General features: G+C 59.5%; 16 protein-coding genes. 8 read left to right on the forward strand and 8 right to left on the reverse strand.

All coding sequences use genetic code 11. From position 1 onward, the window contains the following. The first annotated feature begins 115 nt into the window (after positions 1–115). Positions 116–430 (forward strand): succinate dehydrogenase assembly factor 2, encoded by a 315-nt coding sequence (locus tag ACP7E0_RS29565; protein ID WP_426130300.1) that lies wholly within the window; start codon positions 116–118, stop codon positions 428–430. Continuing rightward, entirely contained in the window at positions 430–3,936 is a 3,507-nt protein-coding gene (gene mfd / locus ACP7E0_RS29570; protein ID WP_426130302.1) for a transcription-repair coupling factor, read from the forward strand. The genes ACP7E0_RS29565 and mfd overlap by 1 nt, the downstream gene beginning before the upstream one ends. A 65-nt stretch (positions 3,937–4,001) precedes the next feature. Here mfd and ACP7E0_RS29575 read toward each other — a convergent pair whose 3' ends face one another. Both ACP7E0_RS29575 and ACP7E0_RS29580 read right to left on the reverse strand, forming a co-directional pair. Continuing rightward, on the reverse strand, positions 4,002–4,667 hold the full coding sequence (locus ACP7E0_RS29575) for a DsbA family oxidoreductase (protein WP_426130304.1): 666 nt from the start codon (positions 4,665–4,667) through the stop codon (positions 4,002–4,004). Between the two features lie 100 nt (positions 4,668–4,767). Next, positions 4,768–6,642, reverse strand: coding sequence for an extracellular solute-binding protein (locus tag ACP7E0_RS29580; RefSeq protein ID WP_426130306.1), 1,875 nt, complete (start codon positions 6,640–6,642; stop codon positions 4,768–4,770). Positions 6,643–6,865: 223 nt separating this feature from the next. Between ACP7E0_RS29580 and ACP7E0_RS29585 the strand changes: the two genes are divergently transcribed. Next, positions 6,866–7,501, forward strand: coding sequence for an invasion associated locus B family protein (locus ACP7E0_RS29585; RefSeq protein ID WP_426130308.1), 636 nt, complete (start codon positions 6,866–6,868; stop codon positions 7,499–7,501). A gap of 86 nt (positions 7,502–7,587) precedes the next feature. Here ACP7E0_RS29585 and hspQ read toward each other — a convergent pair whose 3' ends face one another. Continuing rightward, a complete protein-coding gene (gene hspQ, locus ACP7E0_RS29590) occupies positions 7,588–7,917 on the reverse strand; it encodes a heat shock protein HspQ (protein WP_113312585.1) in 330 nt (109 codons plus the stop codon). Positions 7,918–8,103: 186 nt separating this feature from the next. On the opposite strand from hspQ, the gene ACP7E0_RS29595 reads away from it, so the two are divergent. Then, on the forward strand, positions 8,104–9,138 hold the full coding sequence (locus ACP7E0_RS29595) for a hypothetical protein (RefSeq protein ID WP_426130309.1): 1,035 nt from the start codon (positions 8,104–8,106) through the stop codon (positions 9,136–9,138). A 45-nt stretch (positions 9,139–9,183) separates the two neighbouring features. Then, positions 9,184–10,221: a TAXI family TRAP transporter solute-binding subunit gene (locus ACP7E0_RS29600; RefSeq protein ID WP_426130311.1), complete on the forward strand. Its 1,038-nt coding sequence runs from the start codon at positions 9,184–9,186 to the stop codon at positions 10,219–10,221. Between the two features lie 96 nt (positions 10,222–10,317). On the opposite strand, the gene glnA is transcribed toward ACP7E0_RS29600, so the two are convergent. Beyond that, on the reverse strand, positions 10,318–11,727 hold the full coding sequence (glnA, locus tag ACP7E0_RS29605) for a type I glutamate--ammonia ligase (RefSeq protein WP_426130312.1): 1,410 nt from the start codon (positions 11,725–11,727) through the stop codon (positions 10,318–10,320). 59 nt (positions 11,728–11,786) lie between these two features. Continuing rightward, positions 11,787–12,125, reverse strand: a complete 339-nt coding sequence (locus ACP7E0_RS29610) for a P-II family nitrogen regulator (RefSeq protein WP_018324798.1) — start codon at positions 12,123–12,125, stop codon at positions 11,787–11,789. Positions 12,126–12,462: 337 nt separating this feature from the next. On the opposite strand from ACP7E0_RS29610, the gene ACP7E0_RS29615 reads away from it, so the two are divergent. Next, entirely contained in the window at positions 12,463–13,947 is a 1,485-nt protein-coding gene (locus ACP7E0_RS29615; RefSeq protein ID WP_426130315.1) for an NAD(P)H-hydrate dehydratase, read from the forward strand. Here the strand turns inward: ACP7E0_RS29615 and ACP7E0_RS29620 are convergent, their stop codons facing one another. Then, a complete protein-coding gene (locus ACP7E0_RS29620; protein ID WP_426130316.1) occupies positions 13,948–14,751 on the reverse strand; it encodes a DUF72 domain-containing protein in 804 nt (267 codons plus the stop codon). A gap of 24 nt (positions 14,752–14,775) precedes the next feature. Next, positions 14,776–17,697, reverse strand: coding sequence for an excinuclease ABC subunit UvrA (gene uvrA / locus ACP7E0_RS29625; protein WP_426130318.1), 2,922 nt, complete (start codon positions 17,695–17,697; stop codon positions 14,776–14,778). A gap of 266 nt (positions 17,698–17,963) precedes the next feature. Between uvrA and ACP7E0_RS29630 the strand changes: the two genes are divergently transcribed. Then, on the forward strand, positions 17,964–18,509 hold the full coding sequence (locus tag ACP7E0_RS29630; RefSeq protein ID WP_426130320.1) for a single-stranded DNA-binding protein: 546 nt from the start codon (positions 17,964–17,966) through the stop codon (positions 18,507–18,509). Positions 18,510–18,586: 77 nt separating this feature from the next. Here the strand turns inward: ACP7E0_RS29630 and ACP7E0_RS29635 are convergent, their stop codons facing one another. Next, on the reverse strand, positions 18,587–19,216 hold the full coding sequence (locus ACP7E0_RS29635; RefSeq protein WP_113312540.1) for a MarC family protein: 630 nt from the start codon (positions 19,214–19,216) through the stop codon (positions 18,587–18,589). 231 nt (positions 19,217–19,447) lie between these two features. On the opposite strand from ACP7E0_RS29635, the gene gyrA reads away from it, so the two are divergent. After that, positions 19,448–22,240, forward strand: a complete 2,793-nt coding sequence (gyrA, locus tag ACP7E0_RS29640) for a DNA gyrase subunit A (protein WP_426130322.1) — start codon at positions 19,448–19,450, stop codon at positions 22,238–22,240. Positions 22,241–22,307: the final 67 nt, after the last annotated feature.

Consider the following 22,307-nt stretch of genomic DNA (forward strand, 5'->3'; position numbering starts at 1 on the left):
GGGCAGACTGAAACGAGGATTAGGTCTTTGGCAAGGCTGACAATACTCTTTTCAGCGTTTATAGAGCCATAGCGAAACGCCGCCTTTAGCGACGCGGCGGCAGGAAGGACCTTTCATGACCGGCATCACCCGCACCAGCGCCGATCTCGATCCGCGCCGCAAACGGATTCTTTTCCGCGCCTGGCATCGGGGAGTCCGCGAGATGGATCTGGTTTTCGGACAGTTCGCCGACAATGAGCTTGCTGATCTGGCGGAGACCGATCTCGACGAGCTCGAAACGATCATGGGTGAGGAAGACACCGATCTCCTCAAGTGGGTGCTTGGATCGCAACCAGTACCGGAGCGCTATCGCACACCCTTGTTCAATCGGATCGTGTCCTATCGCCCCGATTTTGATGTGCTGCTTGCCGACAAGGACAAAAACGCCTGATGATTGCCGGTTTTGATCCCAAGAAAGTTGCGCGCGCCACCCGCGAGTTGACCATCGGCCCGGTTCCGGCCGGGGTCGAGCCGCTGATCCTTGCCGAGCTTGCCCGGGCCAACGGACCGGTCGCCTATATTCTCTCGGATGGCCAGCGCATCGCCGATGTCGAACAGATGCTGGGCTTTGCAGCTCCCGATATTCCGGTGTTGACGCTTCCGGGTTGGGATTGCCTGCCCTATGACCGCGTTTCGCCCAGTGCCGATACATCGGCGCGGCGCCTGGCAACGCTGAGCGGTCTGATAGCGCATGAGAAAAAGCCGCATCCGGCCATCGTGCTGGTCACCGTCAACGCCGCCCTGCAGAAAATGGCGCCGCAGGATATCATCGAGAGCCTGGCGTTTTCGGCGCGCCCGGGTGCCAGCATCCGGATGGACGATATTGCGGCGCGCCTCGGTCGCAACGGCTTCGAGCGTGTCGCCACCGTTCGCGAGGTCGGCGAATATGCGGTGCGCGGCGGCATTCTCGATGTTTTTGTGCCCGGCAGTGAGGAACCTGTCCGCCTGGATTTCTTCGGCGATACGCTGGAAAGCATCCGGTCGTTCGATCCGGCCAGCCAGCGCACCACCGGACAGGCCCGCTCGCTCGATCTCAACCCGATGAGCGAAGTTTCGCTGACGCCGGAGACGATCAGCCATTTTCGCACGCAATATCTGTCGATGTTCGGTGCGGCGACCCGTGACGATGCGCTTTATCTGGCGGTCTCCGAAGGCCGGCGTTATGCCGGCATGGAACACTGGCTGCCGCTGTTTTACGACACGCTCGACACGGTGTTCGATTATCTCGCCGGCTTCCATATCGTCACCGACCATGTGGTTCGCGAAGCCGCAGCCGAGCGCTCCAAGCTGGTTCAGGACTATTACGAGGCCCGCCAATCGTCGGTCTCGCCGGGCAAATCGCAGATTTCGCAGGGCACGCCCTACAAGCCGGTGCCGCCGGAGATGCTGTATCTGAGCGTCGAGGCGTTTAATGCGGCTCTGGTGTCGCGCAATGCCGTCCGCCTCTCGCCATTCAGCGAACACGAGGGTGAAGCGCGGCAGGTCATCACCGTCGATGCACGTCTTGGTGTACGCTGGGCGAAAAACGCCACGGAAACGACCAGCGACGCCGAACGTGTCAACGTCTTCGATCTGGCCGTCAAATATATCGCCGATCGCCGCGCCAAGGGCGCCAAGGTGCTGATCTCCGCCTGGTCGGAAGGATCGCTCGACCGCCTGCTTCAGGTGCTGGTTGAACACGGCCTCGCCAACATCAAGCCGGTCAAGGCGCTGTCGGAACTCAACAGCCTGAAATCCGGGGAGGCGGCGTCGGCCGTGCTTAGCCTCGAAAGCGGCTTTGAAACCGGCAATCTCGTCGTCATCGGCGAACAGGACATTCTCGGCGATCGCATGGTCCGCCGCTCCAAACGCCGCAAGCGCGGTGCCGATTTCATCGCTGAAGTCGCGGGGCTGGACGAAGGCAGCATTGTCGTCCACGCCGAGCACGGGATCGGCCGGTTCATCGGCCTCCGCACCATCGAGGCCGCCGGTGCGCCACATGCCTGCCTTGAGCTGGTCTATGCCGATGAGGCAAAGCTGTTTCTGCCGGTCGAAAACATCGAACTTCTCTCCCGCTACGGCTCGGAGGGCAGCGACGCGGTGCTCGACAAGCTCGGCGGCGTCGCCTGGCAGGCGCGCAAGGCCAAGCTGAAGAAGCGCCTGCTCGATATGGCCGGTGGTCTGATCCGTATTGCCGCCGAACGCCTGACGCGTCATGCGCCGGTGCTGACGACGCCGGAAGGCCTCTACGACGAGTTCGCGGCGCGTTTCCCGTATGACGAGACCGAAGACCAGATGACCTCCATCGAGGCCGTCCGGGACGATCTGGGCGCTGGCCGTCCAATGGACCGGCTCGTCTGCGGCGACGTCGGGTTCGGCAAGACCGAAGTGGCCCTGAGAGCCGCCTTCATCGCCGCCATGAACGGTGTCCAGGTGGCCGTTGTCGTGCCCACCACGCTGCTTGCCCGCCAGCATTTCAAGTCGTTCACCGAGCGGTTTCGCGGGCTGCCGGTGCGCATTGCCCAGGCGTCACGTCTCGTCGGCTCCAAGGAGCTGGCACTGACCAAGAAGGAAGTCGCCGAAGGCAAGACCGATATCGTCGTCGGTACGCATGCTCTGCTCGGTACCTCGATCAACTTTGCCAATCTCGGCCTGTTGATCATCGACGAGGAACAGCATTTCGGCGTCAAGCACAAGGAGCGGCTGAAAGAGCTGAAATCCGACGTGCACGTCCTGACGCTGTCGGCAACGCCGATCCCGCGTACGCTGCAACTGGCGCTGACGGGCGTTCGCGAACTGTCGCTGATCACCACAGCACCGGTCGATCGCATGGCGGTGCGCACGTTCATCTCGCCCTTCGATGCGCTTGTCATCCGCGAAACGCTGATGCGCGAACACTATCGCGGCGGTCAGAGTTTCTACGTCTGCCCGCGTCTGGCCGACCTCTCTGAAATCCACGATTTCCTCAGATCCGATGTGCCGGAACTGAAGGTCGCCGTCGCCCACGGCCAGATGCCTGCGACCGAACTCGAAGACATCATGAATGCCTTCTATGAAGGCCGCTACGATGTTCTGCTATCGACGACGATCGTCGAATCCGGCCTCGACGTGCCGACGGCCAACACGCTGATCGTGCATCGTGCCGACATGTTCGGCCTGGCGCAGCTCTATCAGCTCAGGGGCCGCGTCGGCCGTTCCAAGGTCCGCGCTTTTGCGCTGTTCACGCTGCCGGTCAACCGGACGCTGACCGGCATGGCCGAACGCCGCCTCAAGGTGCTGCAATCGCTCGACACGCTGGGCGCCGGCTTCCAGCTGGCAAGCCACGACCTCGATATCCGTGGCGCCGGCAATCTGCTCGGCGACGAGCAGTCGGGTCATATCAAGGAGGTCGGCTTCGAGCTCTACCAGCAGATGTTGGAAGAGGCGGTTGCCGAACTCAAGGGTGACGAGGAGATCGCCGACAGCGGCTGGTCGCCGCAGATTTCCGTTGGTACCCCGGTGATGATCCCGGACGATTATGTGCCGGACCTGCATCTGCGCCTCGGGCTTTACCGTCGTCTGGGCGAGATCACTGAGCTCAGCGATATCGACGCCTTTGGTGCCGAGCTGATCGACCGCTTCGGTCCGCTTCCGCTCGAAGTCCAGCACCTGTTGAAGATCGTCTATATCAAGTCGCTCTGCCGCACCGCCAATGTCGAAAAGCTCGATGCCGGCCCGAAGGGCGTCGTGGTGCAATTCCGCAACCGCGAATTCCCCAATCCGGGCGCGCTGGTCGGCTATATCGCCAAACAGGGCATCATGGCCAAGATCCGCCCGGATCACAGCATCTTCTTCCAGCGCGATTTCCCGACACCGGAAAAGCGGCTGGCGGGTGCTGCCGTCGTCATGACGCAGCTGGCGGGACTGGCAAAGACTTGAATGCGAACGAAAAAAGCCGCGCAGGATTTGCGCGGCTTGCTGGAATTACCGGGTGAGGGAGAGGGTCAATTTATCTGCGACGTGTTCTTCATCTTGGCGATATCGCGCAGGGCATCCTCCAGCACCTCGACCGACTGGGCGCCCATGACGGCGTATTTGCTGTCGATGATGAAGCAGGGAACACCGGTGACGCCCATGCCGCGTGCCATGTCGATTTCCTCGGAAACCGCGTCCTTGTCCGCATCTGAAGCCAACAGCGCGGCAATGACGGTACGGTCAAGACCGGCCTCGGCTGCGATGTCCAGCAGCACCGTGTGATCGCCGATGTTGCGGCCCTCTTCAAAATTTGCCTTGAAAAGCAACGAGGCGACCTCGCTCTGTGTGTCGCCGCCTTCGGTCAAGGCCCAACGAATCAGCCGGTGCGCATCGAGCGTGTTGGGACTGATCTTGACGGCGTCGAAATCAAACGTAATGCCGTCCTGTTCGCCAAGGCCGGCCAGCATCTCATGCGCACGATCGACCGCCGCTTGGCCGCCGAGCTTGGCAGCGAGATGGGCTTTGTGATCGACGCCCTCCGGCGGCAGGTCCGGATTGAGCTGATACGGCCGCCAGTTGACGGTGACGAGGATATCGGCCGCGACATTGGCGATCGCCTGATCGAGCCTCGCCTTGCCGAGATAGCACCAGGGGCAGACGACATCGGAAACGACATCGATATTGACATGGTTCATGGCGCTTGCTCCTCGCGCTGAAAATCGTTGATCAGCGACATAGGCGTCCCGGTTTGCGCTTTCAATGCATTACCAAAAGTATACCGCCGCCAATTCCGGGTTACTGCACAGTTTCATCAAACCATACCGGCAGCTGATAGCCATAGAGCGGCACGACACTCGGGCGGCCAATGCGCTTTTCGCGGGCGACCCATTGCGACCCAACGTTATAGAGCGGCACGAGATAGAAATTGGAGACGAGCAGGCGATCATGCGCCCGAACGGCGGCTGTGAAGTCTTCGACGCTGACGGCGCGCAGGATGTGATCGACAAGCGTATCGACATCCTTGTCGGCAACACCGGCAAAATTCGAGCTGCCTTGCTGATCGCGCGATTGCGATCCCCAATAGGTAATCTGCTCGATACCCGGTGAAAGAGAGGACGGGAACGATTTCATGATGATGTCGTAGTCGAATGACTGGGTGCGCTGCTGGTACTGCGAATCATCGACTGTGCGCACGGACGCGGCAATCCCAAGCGCCGCCAGCGAGCGCTGATAGGTCAGCGCCAGTTTTTCCTGGCCCTCGTTCTGGGTCATGATCTCGAATGCGAGCGGCGTGCCATTGGCGCTGAGCATCTTGCCGTCCTTGATGCCGTAACCGGCTTCACGCAGCAGTGTCACAGCTTCGCGCAGCACGTTGCGGTCGCGGCCCGACGCATCGGTGACGGGCAGGCGGTAACTTCCGTCGAGGACCGACGGATTGATGCGGCTCCTGATGTCACCGAGTATTCCGAGCTCGCGGCCATCGGCGGCAACACCGAGATAGGAAAGACCCGAATTCTGCCAGAAGCTCTGCGTGCGCGTGTAAGCACCGTCAAAGAGGTTCTTGTTTGCCCATTCGAAATCAAAGACCAGCGCCAGCCCCTGGCGCAGCTTCGGGTTCTCGAACATTGGCCGGCGCGTGTTGAAGACAAAACCGAGCATGCCCGAAGGTGTCTTCGGCGTGAACGTCTCCTTGATCACCTTGCCGGACTGGACGGCCGGGAAATTGTAACTGCGCGACCATTTCGTCGGGCTGCCTTCCGGATAGATATCGATCTCACCCTTCTTGAAGGCCTCGAACAAAGAATTGTCCTGCAGGAAATACTCGACGGAAATTTCGTCGTAATTGTCGAAGCCGATCTTGGTCGGCAAATCCTTTGCCCAATAGTCGGGATTGCGCTTGTAAACGATCCGTTCTCCCGGCCTGACCTCGGCAACGCGATAAGGCCCTGACCCAAGCGGAAATTTGAGCGAGGTCTGATCGAATGTCGCCACGTCGATCGCATGTTTCGGCAGGATCGGCGTCATGGCGATCAAAAGCGGGAATTCGCGGTCGGCTTTATCGTTGAATATAAAGCGGACGCTGCGGTCGCCGATTTTTTCTACCTTGTCGACCTTTGCCAGCCGCGTGCTGAACGGAACGCGGCCCTTGTCGCGAAACAGTTCGAACGTGAAGATCACATCTTCCGGTGTCACCGGCTGACCATCGGCCCATTTCGCCTTCGGATTGAGGTTGAACTGGATAAAGGTGCGATCGTCATCCCACCCCACCGTCTCGGCCAGCAGGCCATAGAGCGAAAAGGCTTCGTCGCGTGAGCGCTGCATCAGCGAATCATAAACGAGATTGCCGTATTCCGGATCGAGCATGCCACGCGCCGTGGTGCGCATGCTCTTCAGGATGAATGGGTTGAGACTGTCGAAAGTGCCGACCACACCATAGGAGACGCGGCCGCCCTTCTTGACGTCCGGCTTGACGTAAGGGAAGTTCTTAAAATCGGCGGGCAGGGCGGGTTGGCCGTGCATGGCGATGCCGTGAACCGGCTCCGCCTGTGCAGTTACATCGGTGCCAAGCGTGGCCAGCGCCGCAATCAAACCCAAAAACAATGCGCGCAAAGCCCGCCTCCTGCTGTCGTCGTCTCGTGAATCACGGCAAATTAACACGTTGACCAGCATTTCCAACCAACCGATACTTTAAAAGCAAATGCTGACCCAACAACGGAACGCAAAAAAATGGCGGGGAGGGTGGATATCCGTCGCCGCTCCCTGTAACAGGTGTTCCCGGAGACGAGGGTCATGCAATTGCCTCATTTGCCCAACAGGAGAGCGGGCAGCTGACCATTGATCACGAGCGTCTTTAGACTGCTCAGACACCGGAATTCAGGAGACGGGTATCATTATGATCTTCAAGTCGAACTTCACCAAAAAGGCTGCTTTGTCGGCATTTGCCGGCGCAGTTGCTGTTGCCGCGATGCCGGCCGCGTCGTTTGCACAGCAGGCCACTGGTGCCGGCCGTCCGCCCCAGGGTTGGTTCAAGGTCTGCACCAAGCAGGAAGACAACGATGTCTGCATCGTGCAGAACCTGTTGACGGCCAGCAACGGTCAGTTGATCACCGCAATCGGCCTGATCAGTGTTCAGGGCAAGGTCAACCGCAAGGTCCTGCAGGTTTCGGTTCCGTCGGCACGCCTCATTCCGCCAGGCATCCAGATGCAGATCGACGGCGGCAAGGGCTCCAAGCTCGATTACGCCATCTGCATGCCGGACAAGTGCGTTGCCGAAGTGCCGCTTAGCGATGCCGTTCTTGCCAGCCTGAAAAAGGGCAGCGAAGTGGTGTTCACATCGGTCAACTTCCAGCGTGCGCCGAACCCGATCAAGATTTCGCTCGGTGGCTTCACCGGCGTCTTCGACGGCGAGCCGATCGAACAGTCCAAGCTCGAAGAGCGCCAGCGCCTGCTGCAGGAAGAAATGCAGAAGAAGGCCGAAGATGCCCGCAAGAAGCTTGAAGAAGCCCAGAAGGCTGCCAAGGCGAACTGATTGCCTGTCTCCTCAACAAAAAGCCGCCGCGATCATCTCGCGGCGGCTTTTGCGTTTCAGGCCAAAGTCATCATCAATGACTGGTCTCAGTGCTGAACAACCGCTTTCGGCTTGTACTGACCGACAGTCTCCGGATCGAAAAAGGCGTTCACCTGCGAATGACGCACCGGCTTTCCGCTTTCATCCGAAATGAGGTTCTGTTCGGAGACATAGGCGACATATTCCGTTTCCTCATTCTCGGCGAGCAGATGGTAAAACGGCTGGTCCCTGGTCGGTCGGACTTCAGCGGGTATTGAATTCCACCATTCCTCGGTGTTGGCATATTCCGGATCGACGTCGAATATAACGCCGCGAAATGGAAACACGCGATGGCGAACAACCTGTCCAATCTGAAATTTTGCGTCTCTTTGTTTCATCATGTGAGGTTCCTTTCGCTGTAGTATGTGGTGGTTTTTCCTCAAACATCAAGTGTGAAGCTCCGGCAGCAGATGGGCGCTCAACAGCGCGGATCGACAGAGACAGAGTTGCTGTACGCCGTTGCTTGCCTCTCCGGGAAAATCGTCGTACCTCCCATATGAGGAGTTCTTGATGGCGGATATGGCATGAGCAATCAATGGGGTAGGGACCAACAGGTGACGCGTGGCCGCAGTTCGTCCGGTCTGCTGCTGCCGGCCGTGCTCTGCCTCGCGCTGATCGGGGCCGGTGGCTATTTCTGGTTTGCCCGGCAGGCGATGCAGACGGACATTGCCGCTTTGACGTCCGAGACTGCTTCGCTGACAGCCGAACTTGCCAAGGTCACGGGGGAAAAGGACAAGGCGACCAGCGATCTCGTCAAATTCAAAAAGAATTCCGGGAACTGGGCCGAGGAACTGGAAAAGGACTATGCCGAGCTGAAGCTGAACGAGGTTCCAAAGCTCACCCGGCTCCTGGACAAGCGCGACGCCGATATTTCAGCGCTTGAAAAGCTGCTTTCGACCGAAAAATCTGCGGCGAAATCGGCCGCTGATGATTTTACGGCAACGATTGCCCGGCTCAACGATCAGCTGAGCATGGCCAAGGCCGATTCCGCCGATGCCCGAACGCAGGCGCAAAATCTTGGCACCGAAAAGCTTACCCTGAACAAGCAGATAGCCAGCTTGAAGGCGGCCCTTGAGCGGGCAACAGCCGATACGGTGGCCGCGCAAAAAGCCCTGGAGCAGAAGGTCACTGAAGCCGGGAAAAAGCCTCCGACCTTCAAGTCTGCGCTCGATCTGGCGCGTGACGTTCAGATCACCACGCTGGAGCAAAGTCTCAGCGAGGAGCGTGGGAAAGTGGAGGCCCTGCAGAAGCAGCTTAAGGATCAGGCTCAAGCCGCTGCCAGAATTGCACCAGAAACGCAATCCGATACAGCTGTTATCGATAAGCCGGTATCAGAAACTGGCCCGGGTGCAGGACTGCTGCCGCGTGACCGGCTGATGGTGGACAAGATCATCGGCAAGACGCGCGGCGTCGGCTTTCTGGATGATGAGAAGAAACAGCGGCTGAAGGACCAACTGGCATCAGGTGCTTGTGTCACCGATGCGCTTGAGAGTGTCTTTGACAAAGTGCCGCTGATCCTGATGCGCAACCTGATGCGCGATTTCAAGAGTGATTGCTGACAACCGGTATCCGCCTGCCTAGCCGATACCATATGTGGAGAAAACATGATGTTCCGACAGGCTTTTGTGGCTGCTACGATCCTGACGGCGCTTGCGCTCAATCCGGTATCGGCAGCCGAGTTCGAAAAAAACATCATGACCGGAGGGCCGCAGGGCACCTATATCCAGATCGGACGGGATGTTGCCGCGCTCGGCAAGACGTGTGGCCTGACACTCAACGTCAAGGAATCCGCAGGATCGCTGGAGAATTTCGTCGGCGTCCGCAACAGCAAGAATACCCAGTTCGGCATCGTCCAGAGCGATGTGCTCGAATATCTGAAAACATTCGAGGCCGATGATCCGGAAGTGCAGCAGGCCGTGCGCGGCGTGCGTATCATGTTTCCGCTCTACAACGAGGAAATCCACGTTCTCGCCCGCTCCGATATCAAGGACATGGGAGATCTTGCCGGCAAGAAGGTTGCCGTCGGCGTCAAGGACAGCGGCACCTTCCTGACCTCGTCGCTGATCCTCGACATCCTGCAGGTAAAGACCGGGGAACGGGTTCCGCTCAATCCGGATGCAGCCCTGCCAAAGCTTCTCGCAGGCGAGATCGATGCCTTTTTCTACGTCGCGGGAGCGCCGGCAGCGCTATTCAAGAACAATCCGATCGACGGTGCGAAATTCCATCTTGTGCCGATTACCGAAGCGCCGCTTCTGGCGACGTACACGCCGTCACGCATCGGCGCTGGAACCTATGCCTTCCAGAAGGAGCCTGTCGATCTGATCGCCGTCAAAGCCGTTATGATGACCTATGACTATGACATCAAGCGCAACGCGTATCAGCGGGAAAGCTGTAAGGCTGTCTCGGAGTTTTCCAGCCTCATCCTCAATAATCTCGACAAGCTGCAGGCGAGCGGCCATCCGAAATGGAAGGATGTCGATCTGACCGCGCTGCCGCCCGGCTGGCAGGTTGGCGTCTGCGTCAAGGCCGGCATGGCGCTCGACTACAAGCCCGCATGCAAGGCGCCGGCGGCCGCAAGCCAAGGACAGGATAATAACGAGGAATACCTCAATCTCCTGAAGCAGCGTCTGAAGAAACAATAGACGCTGCGAAAGGCCAAAAACAAAAAGCCGGCTTCGCGAGAAGCTGGCTTTTTGCTGTGTTGAAGTGAACCCGCCATGCGGGTCCGGTTTCGGCGGTTAGGCCGAGTAGTACATGTCGAATTCGACCGGATGCGGGGTCATTTCGTAACGCATGACCTCGACCATCTTCAGTTCGATGTAGGAATCGATCTGGTCGTCGTCGAACACGCCGCCGGCGGTCAGGTACTTGCGGTCCTTGTCGAGGCTCTCCAGCGCTTCGCGCAACGAGCCGCAGACCGTCGGGATCTTCTTCAGTTCCTTCGGCGGCAGGTCATAAAGATCCTTGTCCATGGCCTTGCCGGGATGGATCTTGTTCTTGATACCGTCGAGGCCGGCCATCAGCATGGCGCCGAAAGCAAGATAGGGGTTTGCCAGCGGATCAGGGAAGCGGACTTCGACGCGCTTCGATTTCGGACCCGTGCCGAACGGAATGCGGCACGAGGCCGAACGGTTGCGAGCGGAGTAAGCGAGCAGAACCGGTGCCTCATAACCCGGTACGAGGCGCTTGTAGGAGTTCGTCGTCGGGTTGGAAAAGGCGTTGATCGATTTGGCGTGCTTGATGATGCCGCCGATGAAGAAAAGGCAGCTTTCCGAGAGGCCGGCATATTCGTCGCCTGCGAAGGTCGGCTTCGAGTCCTTCCAGATCGACATGTGGACGTGCATGCCCGAGCCATTGTCGCCGAAAATCGGCTTCGGCATGAAGGTTGCCGTCTTGCCATAGGCATTGGCGACCTGGTGCACGACGTATTTGTAGATCTGCACCTTGTCGGCATTGCGCACCAGGGTGTCGAACCGGACACCGAGCTCATGCTGGGCTGCAGCGACTTCGTGGTGCTGCTTTTCAACGGTGACGCCCATTTCGGTCAGAACCGTCAGCATTTCGGAACGCATATCCTGGCAGCTGTCGATCGGCGGAACCGGGAAATAGCCGCCCTTGACGCGCGGACGGTGACCGAGGTTGCCGGTCTCGTAGTCAGTGTCGTCGTTCGACGGCAGTTCCGACGAATCGAGCTTGAAGCCGGTATTGTACGGATCGGCCTTGTACTTGACGTCGTCAAACACGAAGAATTCCGGTTCCGGACCAACGAATACGGTATCGCCGATGCCGGACGCCTTGAGATAGGCCTCGGCCTTCTTGGCGATGCCGCGCGGGTCGCGGTTATAGGCTTCGCCGGAAACCGGATCGAGAATATCGCAGACGATAACCATCGTGGACTGCGCAAAGAAAGGATCCATGTGCACGGTCGCCGTATCCGGCATCAGCACCATGTCGGACTCGTTGATGGCCTTCCAGCCACCGATCGACGAGCCGTCGAACATGACGCCATCAGCGAACATGTCTTCGTCAACACAGCCGACGTCCATCGTCAGATGATGCAGCTTGCCCTTCGGGTCGGTAAAGCGCAGATCAACGAACTTGACGTCGTTATCCTTGATTTGCTTGAGGATATCATTTGCAGTCGTCATTTTTTGAAAGTCCCTCTTTGAGATGACGAGGTATGGCCTGAACCGAACGGTCAGGCGGATTAGATGGCGTCGATGCCGGTCTCACCGGTACGGATGCGGATGACCTCCTCGATATTGGAGACGAAGATCTTTCCGTCGCCAATACGTCCGGTCTGGGCGGCATTCCGTATGGCCTCGATCACGGCCTCCGCATTTTCGTCAGCCAGTACGACTTCGACTTTCACCTTCGGGAGAAAATCAACAACGTATTCAGCCCCACGATACAGTTCCGTGTGGCCCTTCTGGCGTCCAAAACCCTTGGCTTCGGTGACGGTGATCCCCTGCAGGCCAACTTCCTGAAGGGCTTCCTTCACTTCGTCTAGCTTGAAAGGCTTTATGATCGCTTCGATCTTTTTCATGAGAAAATGTCTCTCCGCTTCTCCCGTTATGGCAGGCTTATGCCCGCTCGCCCTGAATATGCATTTTACATGCCAGATATGGCAAATGCGATGCAGTTTTGGATGAAAACACCCGCATCTGTGATGATCATATCCCTTTCTTCGGAATAAACAGCGTCATTTGCCTATTTTTTATGAATTTTTCTGCGTGACAGCGGGTTGTTCGCAACTGCTTGCCGTTGTCGCTCGGTTAAGCGTTATATTTGAGCGCCAATTATGTGCAAATGCATAAAAAATATACAAAATTGGCCTGTAGTTTGTGCTTGTCGCCGCTGCTGCTTGGGGGCATTTTGTCCTGATGCGAACTACCCGCGACGCCCTGATCATTGCCCCCGCTGAAATGTCTGCCATCGATCGCGATGCCGCGCTGTCGGGCATCGATAGTTTTCGGCTGATGACAGCCGCCGGCATGGCTGTCTCCGCCGCAGCACTACGGCTTTACCCCGGCGCCTTGCGGTTTGTCGTTCTGTGTGGACCCGGCAACAATGGTGGCGATGGCTATGTCGCCGCAACAGCCCTGGCCGACAGCGGCGTTGCGGTCTGCGTTTTTTCCCTCGGAGAACCCAGCCAGCTCAAAGGCGACGCAGCCCTTGCGTTTAAGGACTGGACGAGGAGCACTGCTCCTCTCGCGCAATATACGCCCCAGCCCGGAGATATCATCATCGACGCCCTGTTCGGCGCGGGCCTCGCGCGCCCGGTCACACCTGCGGTGGCGTTGACGATGCAGGCGGTTACAAAAGCCAGGTTGCCGGTCATCGCCATTGACCTGCCGTCCGGCCTTGACGGCCGCACCGGGCAGGTGCTGGGCGAGAGTTTTCGCGCCAGCCACACCGTCACCTTCATGACACGAAAACCGGGGCATCTGCTGATGCCGGGCCTCACGCTCTGCGGTAGCCTGGAGGTGTTCGACATCGGCATACCCGAACGCATCCTGCGCAACCAGACAAGCGGGCTTTGCGAAAACGGCCCGCATCTCTGGGCCGGCTATGCGCATGTCCTTGATCCCTCAGCCCATAAATTCAAGCGCGGCCATCTCGCCATCTTCTCGGGCGGGCCGCTTTCAACCGGAGCGGCGCGGCTGTCGGCTATGGCCGGGCTGACGGCTGGCGCTGGACTGGTGACACTTGCGTCGTCCTCTGCGGCGCTGACCGCCAATGCCGCGCATCTGACAGCCGTGATGCTGAAGGAAATCGACGATGCCGTCGCCCTTTCGCATTGGCTTGCCGACAAACGTATCAGCGCTTTCGTGCTTGGTCCTGGATTTGGTGATCTGGCGAAGGCGCGGCAATACGCCCTGATGCTCGGCGAGCGGGCGCTGGTGCTCGATGCCGACGGGATCACCGCTTTCAAGGACGACCCGGCGCTGCTTTTCGACGCTTATGCGCAGGGCGAGACCCATCTAGTCATGACCCCGCACGACGGCGAGTTCGCCCGGTTGTTTCCGGATATCGACGCCGACCCAACTCTGTCAAAAGTCGATCGTGCCATCGCGGCGGCGAAACGCAGTCAGGCCGTCATCGTCTACAAGGGCGCCGACACCGTCATCGCATCGCCCGACGGCCGCGCCGCGATTAACACCAATGCACTGCCCTGGCTGGCAACGGCTGGATCGGGCGATACGCTCGCCGGTATCATCGGCGCACATCTGGCGCAGGCCATGCCCGCCTTTGAAGCGGCCGCCGCCGGTGTCTGGCGTCACGGCCGGGCAGGCACCAAGGCGGGCGAGGGCTTGACGGCGGAAGACCTTGCCGCCGCGATCGAGCCGTTGCCTGCCGCCGGCTGATCAGTCGACCCGCTTCTGCAGCGCCCGAGCGCCGTTCGGTGCATTGACCTTGCCCTCGGTGATGAAAAACGCAAACACGTCGCGTGGCTTGTTTTCCGGCTTGTGCGTGGCGTCTGCATGGGCGAGATCGCCGATATCGCCGCCTGCCGCCCAGATTTTCACCCGGTCAGCCCAGAGATCAAGGCGTTTTTCGTCATAACAGGTAACGACGTCATCGCTGCCGGTCTGAAGACGCGCATAGACGAAATCACCGGTCACATCAGCGATCATTGGATAATCGAAATGATCGGCGCAGACGACCGCGACCTTGTGCTTGGCAAGCAGGGCGGTGAATTCCGGCGTACGGAAGGAATCGTGCCGCACTTCAACGACATGACGCAACGTCAAGCCATCCTGTTTTTCCGGCAGCAGTGCCAGAAATGCGCCAAAATCCTCAGCATCGAATTTCTTCGTCGGCATGAACTGCCAGAGGATCGGCCCCAGATGCGGTCCGAGTTCCGTCAGTCCCTGACCCAGAAACTTGCCGATCGACTCCCCGGCCTCCGCCAGCACCTTCTTGTTGGTGGCAAAGCGGCTGGCCTTCAGCGAGAAGATAAAATCATCCGGCACTTCCGACGCCCACTTGGCGAAGGTCTCAGGCTTTTGCGAGCCGTAATAGGTGCCGTTGACCTCGATGGCTTTCAGCTGGCTGCTGGCATATTCCAGCTGCCGCTTCTTCGCCAGCTTTTCCGGATAGAACGTCCCCTCCCAGGGATCAAAGGTCCAGCCGCCAATACCGCAGCGGATCGTGCCTGATGTCGACATACTCTCTCCCTCTCGTTCTATGGCTTACTCGGCCGCAGCCATCTTGCGGATCGGCCGCCGTTCCAGAAGTTCCTTCAGGAACGCGCCGGTATGCGAGCGCTTTTCCTTGACGATATCTTCCGGCGTTCCCGCTGCGATCACTTCGCCGCCGCCATCGCCGCCTTCCGGGCCGAAATCGATTACCCAGTCGGCGGTCTTGATGACTTCGAGATTGTGCTCGATGACGACAACCGAATTGCCCTGGTTGACCAGTTCGTGCAGCACTTCCAGAAGCTTGGCGACGTCATGGAAGTGCAGGCCGGTGGTCGGCTCGTCGAGTATATAGAGGGTGCGGCCGGTTGAACGCTTCGACAGTTCCTTGGCGAGCTTGACGCGCTGCGCCTCGCCACCCGACAGCGTGTTGGCCTGCTGGCCAACCTTGATGTAACCGAGGCCGACACCCTGCAACGCCTGCAGCTTGTCGCGCACGGCCGGAACAGCTGCGAAGAACTCGACACCTTCCTCGACCGTCATGTCGAGCACGTCGGCGATCGACTTACCTTTGAAATGCACGTCCAGCGTTTCGCGGTTGTAGCGCTTGCCATGGCAGACGTCGCAAGTGACATAGACATCCGGCAGGAAGTGCATCTCGATCTTGATGACGCCGTCACCCTGGCAGGCCTCGCAGCGGCCGCCCTTGACGTTGAAGGAGAAGCGGCCCGGCTGATAGCCGCGTGTCTTTGCCTCCGGCAGGCCGGCAAACCAGTCGCGGATCGGCGTGAAGGCGCCGGTATAGGTGGCCGGGTTGGAGCGCGGCGTGCGGCCGATCGGCGACTGGTCGATATCGATGACCTTGTCGATATGCTCGAATCCGTCGATCCGGTCGTGCTCGGCCGGGTTTTCACGCGCGCCCATGATGCGTCGAGCCGCTGCCTTGTAGAGCGTCTCGATTAGGAAAGTCGATTTGCCGCCGCCCGATACGCCGGTGACAGCCGTGAAAATCCCGAGCGGGATCGAGGCCGTGACGTTCTTCAGGTTGTTGGCGCGGGCGCCGACGACAGTAATTTCCTTTTTCTTCTTCGGCTTGCGCCGTTCGGCCGGAACCGCAACCGCCATTTCGCCGGACAGATATTTTCCGGTCAGCGAATTCGGGTTGGCGAGGACCTCCGCCGGTGTGCCCTGCGCCACCACTTCACCGCCGTGAATGCCGGCCGCCGGACCGATATCGACCACGTAGTCGGCCGTCATGATCGCGTCTTCGTCATGTTCGACGACGATCACCGTATTGCCGATGTCGCGCAGATGCCGCAGCGTATCGAGCAGCCGGGCGTTATCACGCTGGTGTAGACCAATCGACGGCTCGTCGAGAACGTAGAGCACGCCGGTAAGGCCGGACCCGATCTGCGAGGCCAGCCGGATGCGCTGGCTTTCGCCGCCCGACAGCGTGCCGGAATTGCGCGAGAGGCTGAGATATTCAAGGCCGACATCGTTGAGAAACCGCAGCCGTTCGCGGATTTCCTTGAGGATGCGTACCGCGATCTCGTTCTGTTTGGCATTCATGCGTTCGGGCAGGACCTCGAACCAGTCACGCGCCACCCGGATCGACATCTGTGTGACTTCGCCGATATGCAGCTTGTTGATCTTGACCGCCAAAGCCTCTGGCTTCAGGCGAAAACCGTTGCAGGCCGGGCAGGGGGCTGCCGACATGTAGCGTTCGATCTCTTCGCGCGCCCAGGCGCTGTCGGTCTCCTTCCAGCGCCGTTCCAGATTGGGAACGATGCCTTCGAAATTCTTGGTGGTATTGTAGGATCGGGCGCCGTCCTCGTAGTGAAAGCTGATCTTCTCCTCGGTGCCCTGCAGGATCGCGTGCCTAGCCTCGTCGGAAAGATCGGTCCATTTGCTCGACAGCTTGAAGCCGAAGGCCTTGCCGAGCGCTTCGAGAGTCTGGTTATAGTAAGGTGACGACGATTTTGCCCAGGGGGCGATGGCGCCGTTTTTCAATGTCCGGTCGGGTTCCGGAATGATCAGCGCCTCGTCGATCTTCTGCTGGCTGCCGAGACCATCGCAGGTCGGGCAGGCACCGAACGGGTTGTTGAACGAGAACAGCCGCGGCTCGATCTCCGAAATGGTAAAGCCGGATACCGGGCAGGCGAATTTTTCGGAGAAGAGAACGCGCTCATGCGTTTCATTGAGCGATTTGTTGGCCGAACCGCCGGCCGAGGTTTCTTCCGGTGGCAGCGGCTTGTCGGCAAACTCGGCGATCGCCAGGCCATCGGCGAGCGTCAGGCAGGTTTCCAGACTGTCCGCGAGGCGCGCCGTCAGGTCCGGGCGCACGACGACGCGATCGACGACGACATCGATGTCATGCTTGTATTTCTTGTCGAGTACCGGCGCCTCGGCGATCTCGTAGAACTGCCCGTCGATCTTGACGCGCTGAAAGCCCTTCTTCATCAACTCGGCGAGTTCTTTCTTGTACTCGCCCTTGCGGCCGCGCACGATCGGCGCGAGAATATAAAGACGGGTGCCCTCGCCGAAACCGACGACACGGTCGACCATCTGGCTGACCGTCTGGCTTTCGATCGGCAGGCCGGTCGCTGGCGAATAGGGCACGCCGACGCGGGCAAACAAGAGGCGCATATAGTCGTAGATCTCGGTGACCGTTCCGACCGTCGAGCGCGGATTGCGCGAGGTGGTCTTCTGCTCGATCGAGATTGCCGGCGACAGGCCGTCGATCTGGTCGACGTCCGGCTTCTGCATCATCTCGAGAAACTGCCGGGCATAGGCCGACAGGCTCTCGACATAACGCCGCTGTCCCTCGGCATAGATCGTGTCGAAGGCAAGCGAGGACTTTCCGGAGCCTGACAGGCCGGTCATGACGATCAGCTTATTGCGCGGCAGATCGAGGTCGATGCCCTTGAGATTATGTTCGCGCGCGCCGCGGATGGATATGGTCTCGAGTTTGCTCATCGTGCCCAGCTTTTGATCTGTATTGGAAAGCTCCTATTTAAGTACGGCACAGCGCATGTCGAGGCGCAATGCGAAAAACAGGCCGGCTTTCCGAGTCGGTTGACAGGATATTACGGATTTACTAGAACAAAGAAAGAACGTTTTTAGAAAACTGTTGTGGATGACACAATGCAAAGGGGCGTATGCTTGGCCGTCAGCCGCTAAGATGTGCGTTCTGAATTTGGTAGCCGGGCCGAAAGGCTGGGCAGGATAGCGGGAAAAGCAAGATGGCAGGTAGTGTCAACAAGGTGATTTTGATCGGTAACCTCGGGGCAGACCCGGAAATCCGGCGCACGCAGGATGGCAAGCCGATCGCCAACCTGAACATTGCGACGTCGGAAAGCTGGCGCGACCGCAATTCCGGCGAGCGCAAGGAAAAGACCGAATGGCACCGTGTGGTGATCTTCAACGAAGGTCTCTGCAAGGTTGCCGAGCAGTATCTGAAGAAGGGCGCGACGGTCTATATCGAAGGCCAGCTGCAGACCCGCAAATGGCAGGACAAGGACGGCCAGGATCGCTACTCGACGGAAGTCGTGCTGCAGGGCTTCAATTCGACGCTGACGATGCTGGGCGGCCGTGGTGACGGGCAGGGTGCAGGCGGTGGCCGTGGCGGCTCTGAATACGGCGGCGGCAACACGGGCGGCGGCTCGGACAACTACGGCGGCGATTACGATCGTCCATCCTCTACACCGGCAGCCCGCTCCGGCGGCGGCGGCGCGAGCAGCAGCGGTGGAAACTTTTCACGCGATATGGATGATGATATCCCGTTCTAATCGAAGTGTTCTACAGTCAAAAAGGCCCGGGAAACCGGGCCTTTTTCGTCAGTGGAACCTGCGTTTACCGCGCGTGGTCACAAAGCCATGGTCGATTTGACGCCATCGACGACGAACTGAACGGCCAAGGCCGCGAGAATGACACCCAGCAGGCGTGTCAGTATGGCGCGGCCGGTGACGCCTAAAAACCGGTCGATGCGGTCGGCGATGACGAGGGCGGCAAACAGGATGGCGAGACAAAAGGCAATGACCAGGATCAGTTGAGCCCGGTCGATCGTTGCTGAGAAGGAGCCGGAGAGCAGGATCGTCGCCGAGATCGCGCCCGGGCCGGCTATCAACGGCAGCGCCAGCGGAAACACCGCGATATTGTGGATGTGGTCGCGGGTAATGGCAGTCTCGCCGGTCTTTTCCTTGCGCTCGTTGCGTTTCTCGAAGATCATTTCGAAGGCGATCCAGAACAAAAGCAGGCCGCCGGCAATCCGGAAGGCACCGATGGAGATGCCCAGCAGGCCGAGAATGCCGTTTCCGAACAGCGCGAAGGCCGACAGGATGAAGAACGCGATCAGCGTGCCGCGGCGGGCCACCAGAAAGCGTTCATGCCGGCTCATGCCGACCGTCAGGCTGAGGAAGATCGGCGCAAGGCCGGGCGGATCGATGGTGACCAGGATCGTGGTCAGCGCATTGATCAGAAGGTCGAATTGAGACATCCCATTCCCCTCGCGGCCTTGTTTATGATGGCCGTCTGATGAATTGTTAGGCGAGGGTGGTGCCGAATGAAAGGGCTGTCCTTCACTGTTCTGCCGCTTTTGCCTTGCAAATGCCTGCGAGAGCGCCGATGAGGCTAAAAGGCTGTTCAAAACCCAGCCCCGAAATTGGCGCTCGCCAATGCATTCGGCTATAAAAAACCGTCTGATTCTGAACAAAGATCGTGATCAAAATTGACTGAACAAAGCACACCAGGCGGCGGCAAGAATCCACCAGGCATCGAGCCCATTTCCATCATGGAGGAAATGCAGCGCTCGTATCTCGATTACGCCATGAGCGTGATCGTCAGCCGTGCTCTTCCCGACGTCCGCGATGGTCTGAAGCCCGTGCACCGGCGCATCCTGTTCGGGATGAGCGAACTGGGCATCGACTGGAACAGGAAATACGTCAAATGCGCCCGCGTCACCGGTGACGTGATGGGTAAATTCCATCCGCACGGTAACTCGGCGATCTATGATGCGCTCGCCCGCATGGCCCAACCGTGGTCGCTGCGTTTGCCGCTGATCGACGGTCAGGGCAATTTCGGCTCGATCGACGGCGACCCGCCGGCGGCTGAACGCTACACCGAGTGCCGTCTGCAGAAGGCAGCCCATGCGCTGCTCGACGACCTCGACAAGGAAACGGTCGATTTTCGCGACAACTATGACGGCACGCTGAGCGAACCGTCTGTTGTTCCGGCGAAATTCCCGAACCTTCTGGTCAACGGCGCAGGCGGCATCGCCGTCGGCATGGCGACCAATATCCCGCCGCACAATCTGATCGAAGTGATCAACGGCTGTATCGCCCTGATCGATGAGCCGGCACTGGAACTGCCGCAGTTGATGGAGATCATTCCGGGTCCGGACTTCCCGACCGGCGCCTTCATCCTTGGCCGCTCCGGCATCCGTTCGGCCTATGAGACCGGCCGCGGCTCGGTCATCATGCGCGGCCGTGCCACCATCGAACCGATGCGCGGCGACCGCGAGCAGATCATCATCACCGAAGTCCCCTTCCAGGTGAACAAGGCGACGATGATCGAGAAAATGGCCGAACTGGTCAAGGACAAGCGCATCGAGGGTATTTCCGACCTGCGCGACGAATCCGACCGTCAGGGCTACCGCGTCGTCGTCGAGCTGAAGCGCGACGCCAATGCCGAGGTTATCCTCAATCAGCTCTATCGCTACACACCGCTGCAGACCTCGTTTGGCTGCAACATGGTGGCGCTGAACGGCGGCAAGCCGGAGCAGATGACGCTGCTCGACATGCTGCGCGCGTTCGTTTCCTTCCGCGAGGAAGTCATCAGCCGCCGTACCAAATACCTGCTGCGCAAGGCGCGTGACCGTGCGCATGTGTTGGTCGGCTTGGCGATTGCCGTCGCCAATATCGACGAGATCATTAAGCTGATCAGAAGCGCCCCGGATCCAGCCACCGCGCGCGAACAGTTGATGACGCGACGCTGGCCGGCAGCAGATGTCGAAAGCCTGATCCGTCTGATCGACGATCCGCGCCACCGCATCAACGAGGACCTCACCTACAACCTGTCCGAAGAGCAGGCCCGGGCGATCCTTGAGCTGCGTCTTGCCCGTTTGACGGCCCTTGGCCGCGACGAAATCGGCGACGAACTCAACAAGATCGGCGCCGAGATCAGCGACTATCTCGATATCCTGTCGTCGCGTATCCGTATCATGACCATCGTCAAGGATGAGCTCATCGCCGTTCGCGAAGAATTCGGCACCCCGCGCCGCACCGTGATCGTCGAAGGCGGTCCGGACATGGATGACGAGGACCTGATCGCCCAGGAAGACATGGTCATCACCGTGTCCCATCTCGGCTATATCAAGCGTGTGCCGCTGGCGACCTATCGTGCCCAACGTCGTGGCGGCAAGGGCCGCTCCGGCATGGCGACGCGCGACGAGGATTTCGTCACGCGCCTGTTCGTTGCCAATACGCATACGCCGATGCTGTTCTTCTCGTCGCGTGGCATCGTCTACAAGGAAAAGGTCTGGCGCCTGCCAATCGGCACGCCGCAATCGCGCGGCAAGGCCCTGATCAACATGCTGCCGCTGGTGCCTGGCGAACGCATTACAACGATCATGCCGCTGCCCGAGGATGAAACGACGTGGGAAAACCTCGACGTGATGTTCTCGACGACGCGTGGGACGGTCCGCCGCAACAAGCTGTCGGATTTCGTCCAGGTCAATCGCAACGGCAAGATCGCCATGAAGCTCGATGAGGAGGGCGACGAAATCCTCTCCGTCGAAACCTGCACCGAGCATGACGACGTTCTTCTGACGACGGCGCTTGGCCAGTGCATACGATTCTCGGTTGATGACGTCCGGGTCTTTGCCGGCCGTAATTCGATCGGCGTTCGTGGTATCACGCTCGGCGATGGTGACCGGATCATCTCGATGACCATCGTTGGCCATGTCGATGCCGAGCCGTGGGAGCGTGCAGCTTACCTCAAGCGTGCTGCCGCCGAACGGCGGGCCGCAACCGGCGAGGACGAGGAAATTGCGCTGGTCGGCGAAGAGGTGACCGAAGAAGGTCAGCTCGATGACGCCCGATATGAGGAACTCAAGGCACGCGAACAGTTCGTGCTGACGGTCTCGGTCAAGGGTTTTGGCAAGCGCTCCTCCACCTACGACTTCCGCACCTCCGGCCGTGGTGGCAAGGGTATTCGCGCAACGGATACTTCCAAGACCGGCGAAATCGGCGAACTGGTCGCAGCCTTCCCGGTCGAAGACAACGACCAGATCATGCTGGTCTCCGATGGCGGTCAGCTGATCCGGGTTCCCGTCGGCGGCATCCGGCTTGCGAGCCGCGCCACCAAGGGTGTGACGATCTTCACGACTGCGAAGGACGAAAAGGTCGTGTCCGTCGAGCGTATCAGCGAGCCCGACCCCGAAGAGGACGACGACATCGCTGGTGAGGTCGATCTGCCGGAGGGCGAGGCGTCGGTAGAGCCGCCAGCCGCAACAGAAGAGTAAAATCTTCCCTTCCATCACATCTTTAAAAGCCGGGCGATCGCATCGCCCGGCTTTTCTTTGGAGTTGA

Origin of the sequence: Pararhizobium sp. PWRC1-1, assembly GCF_049897905.1 — a bacterium.
Classification (GTDB): domain Bacteria; phylum Pseudomonadota; class Alphaproteobacteria; order Rhizobiales; family Rhizobiaceae; genus Pararhizobium.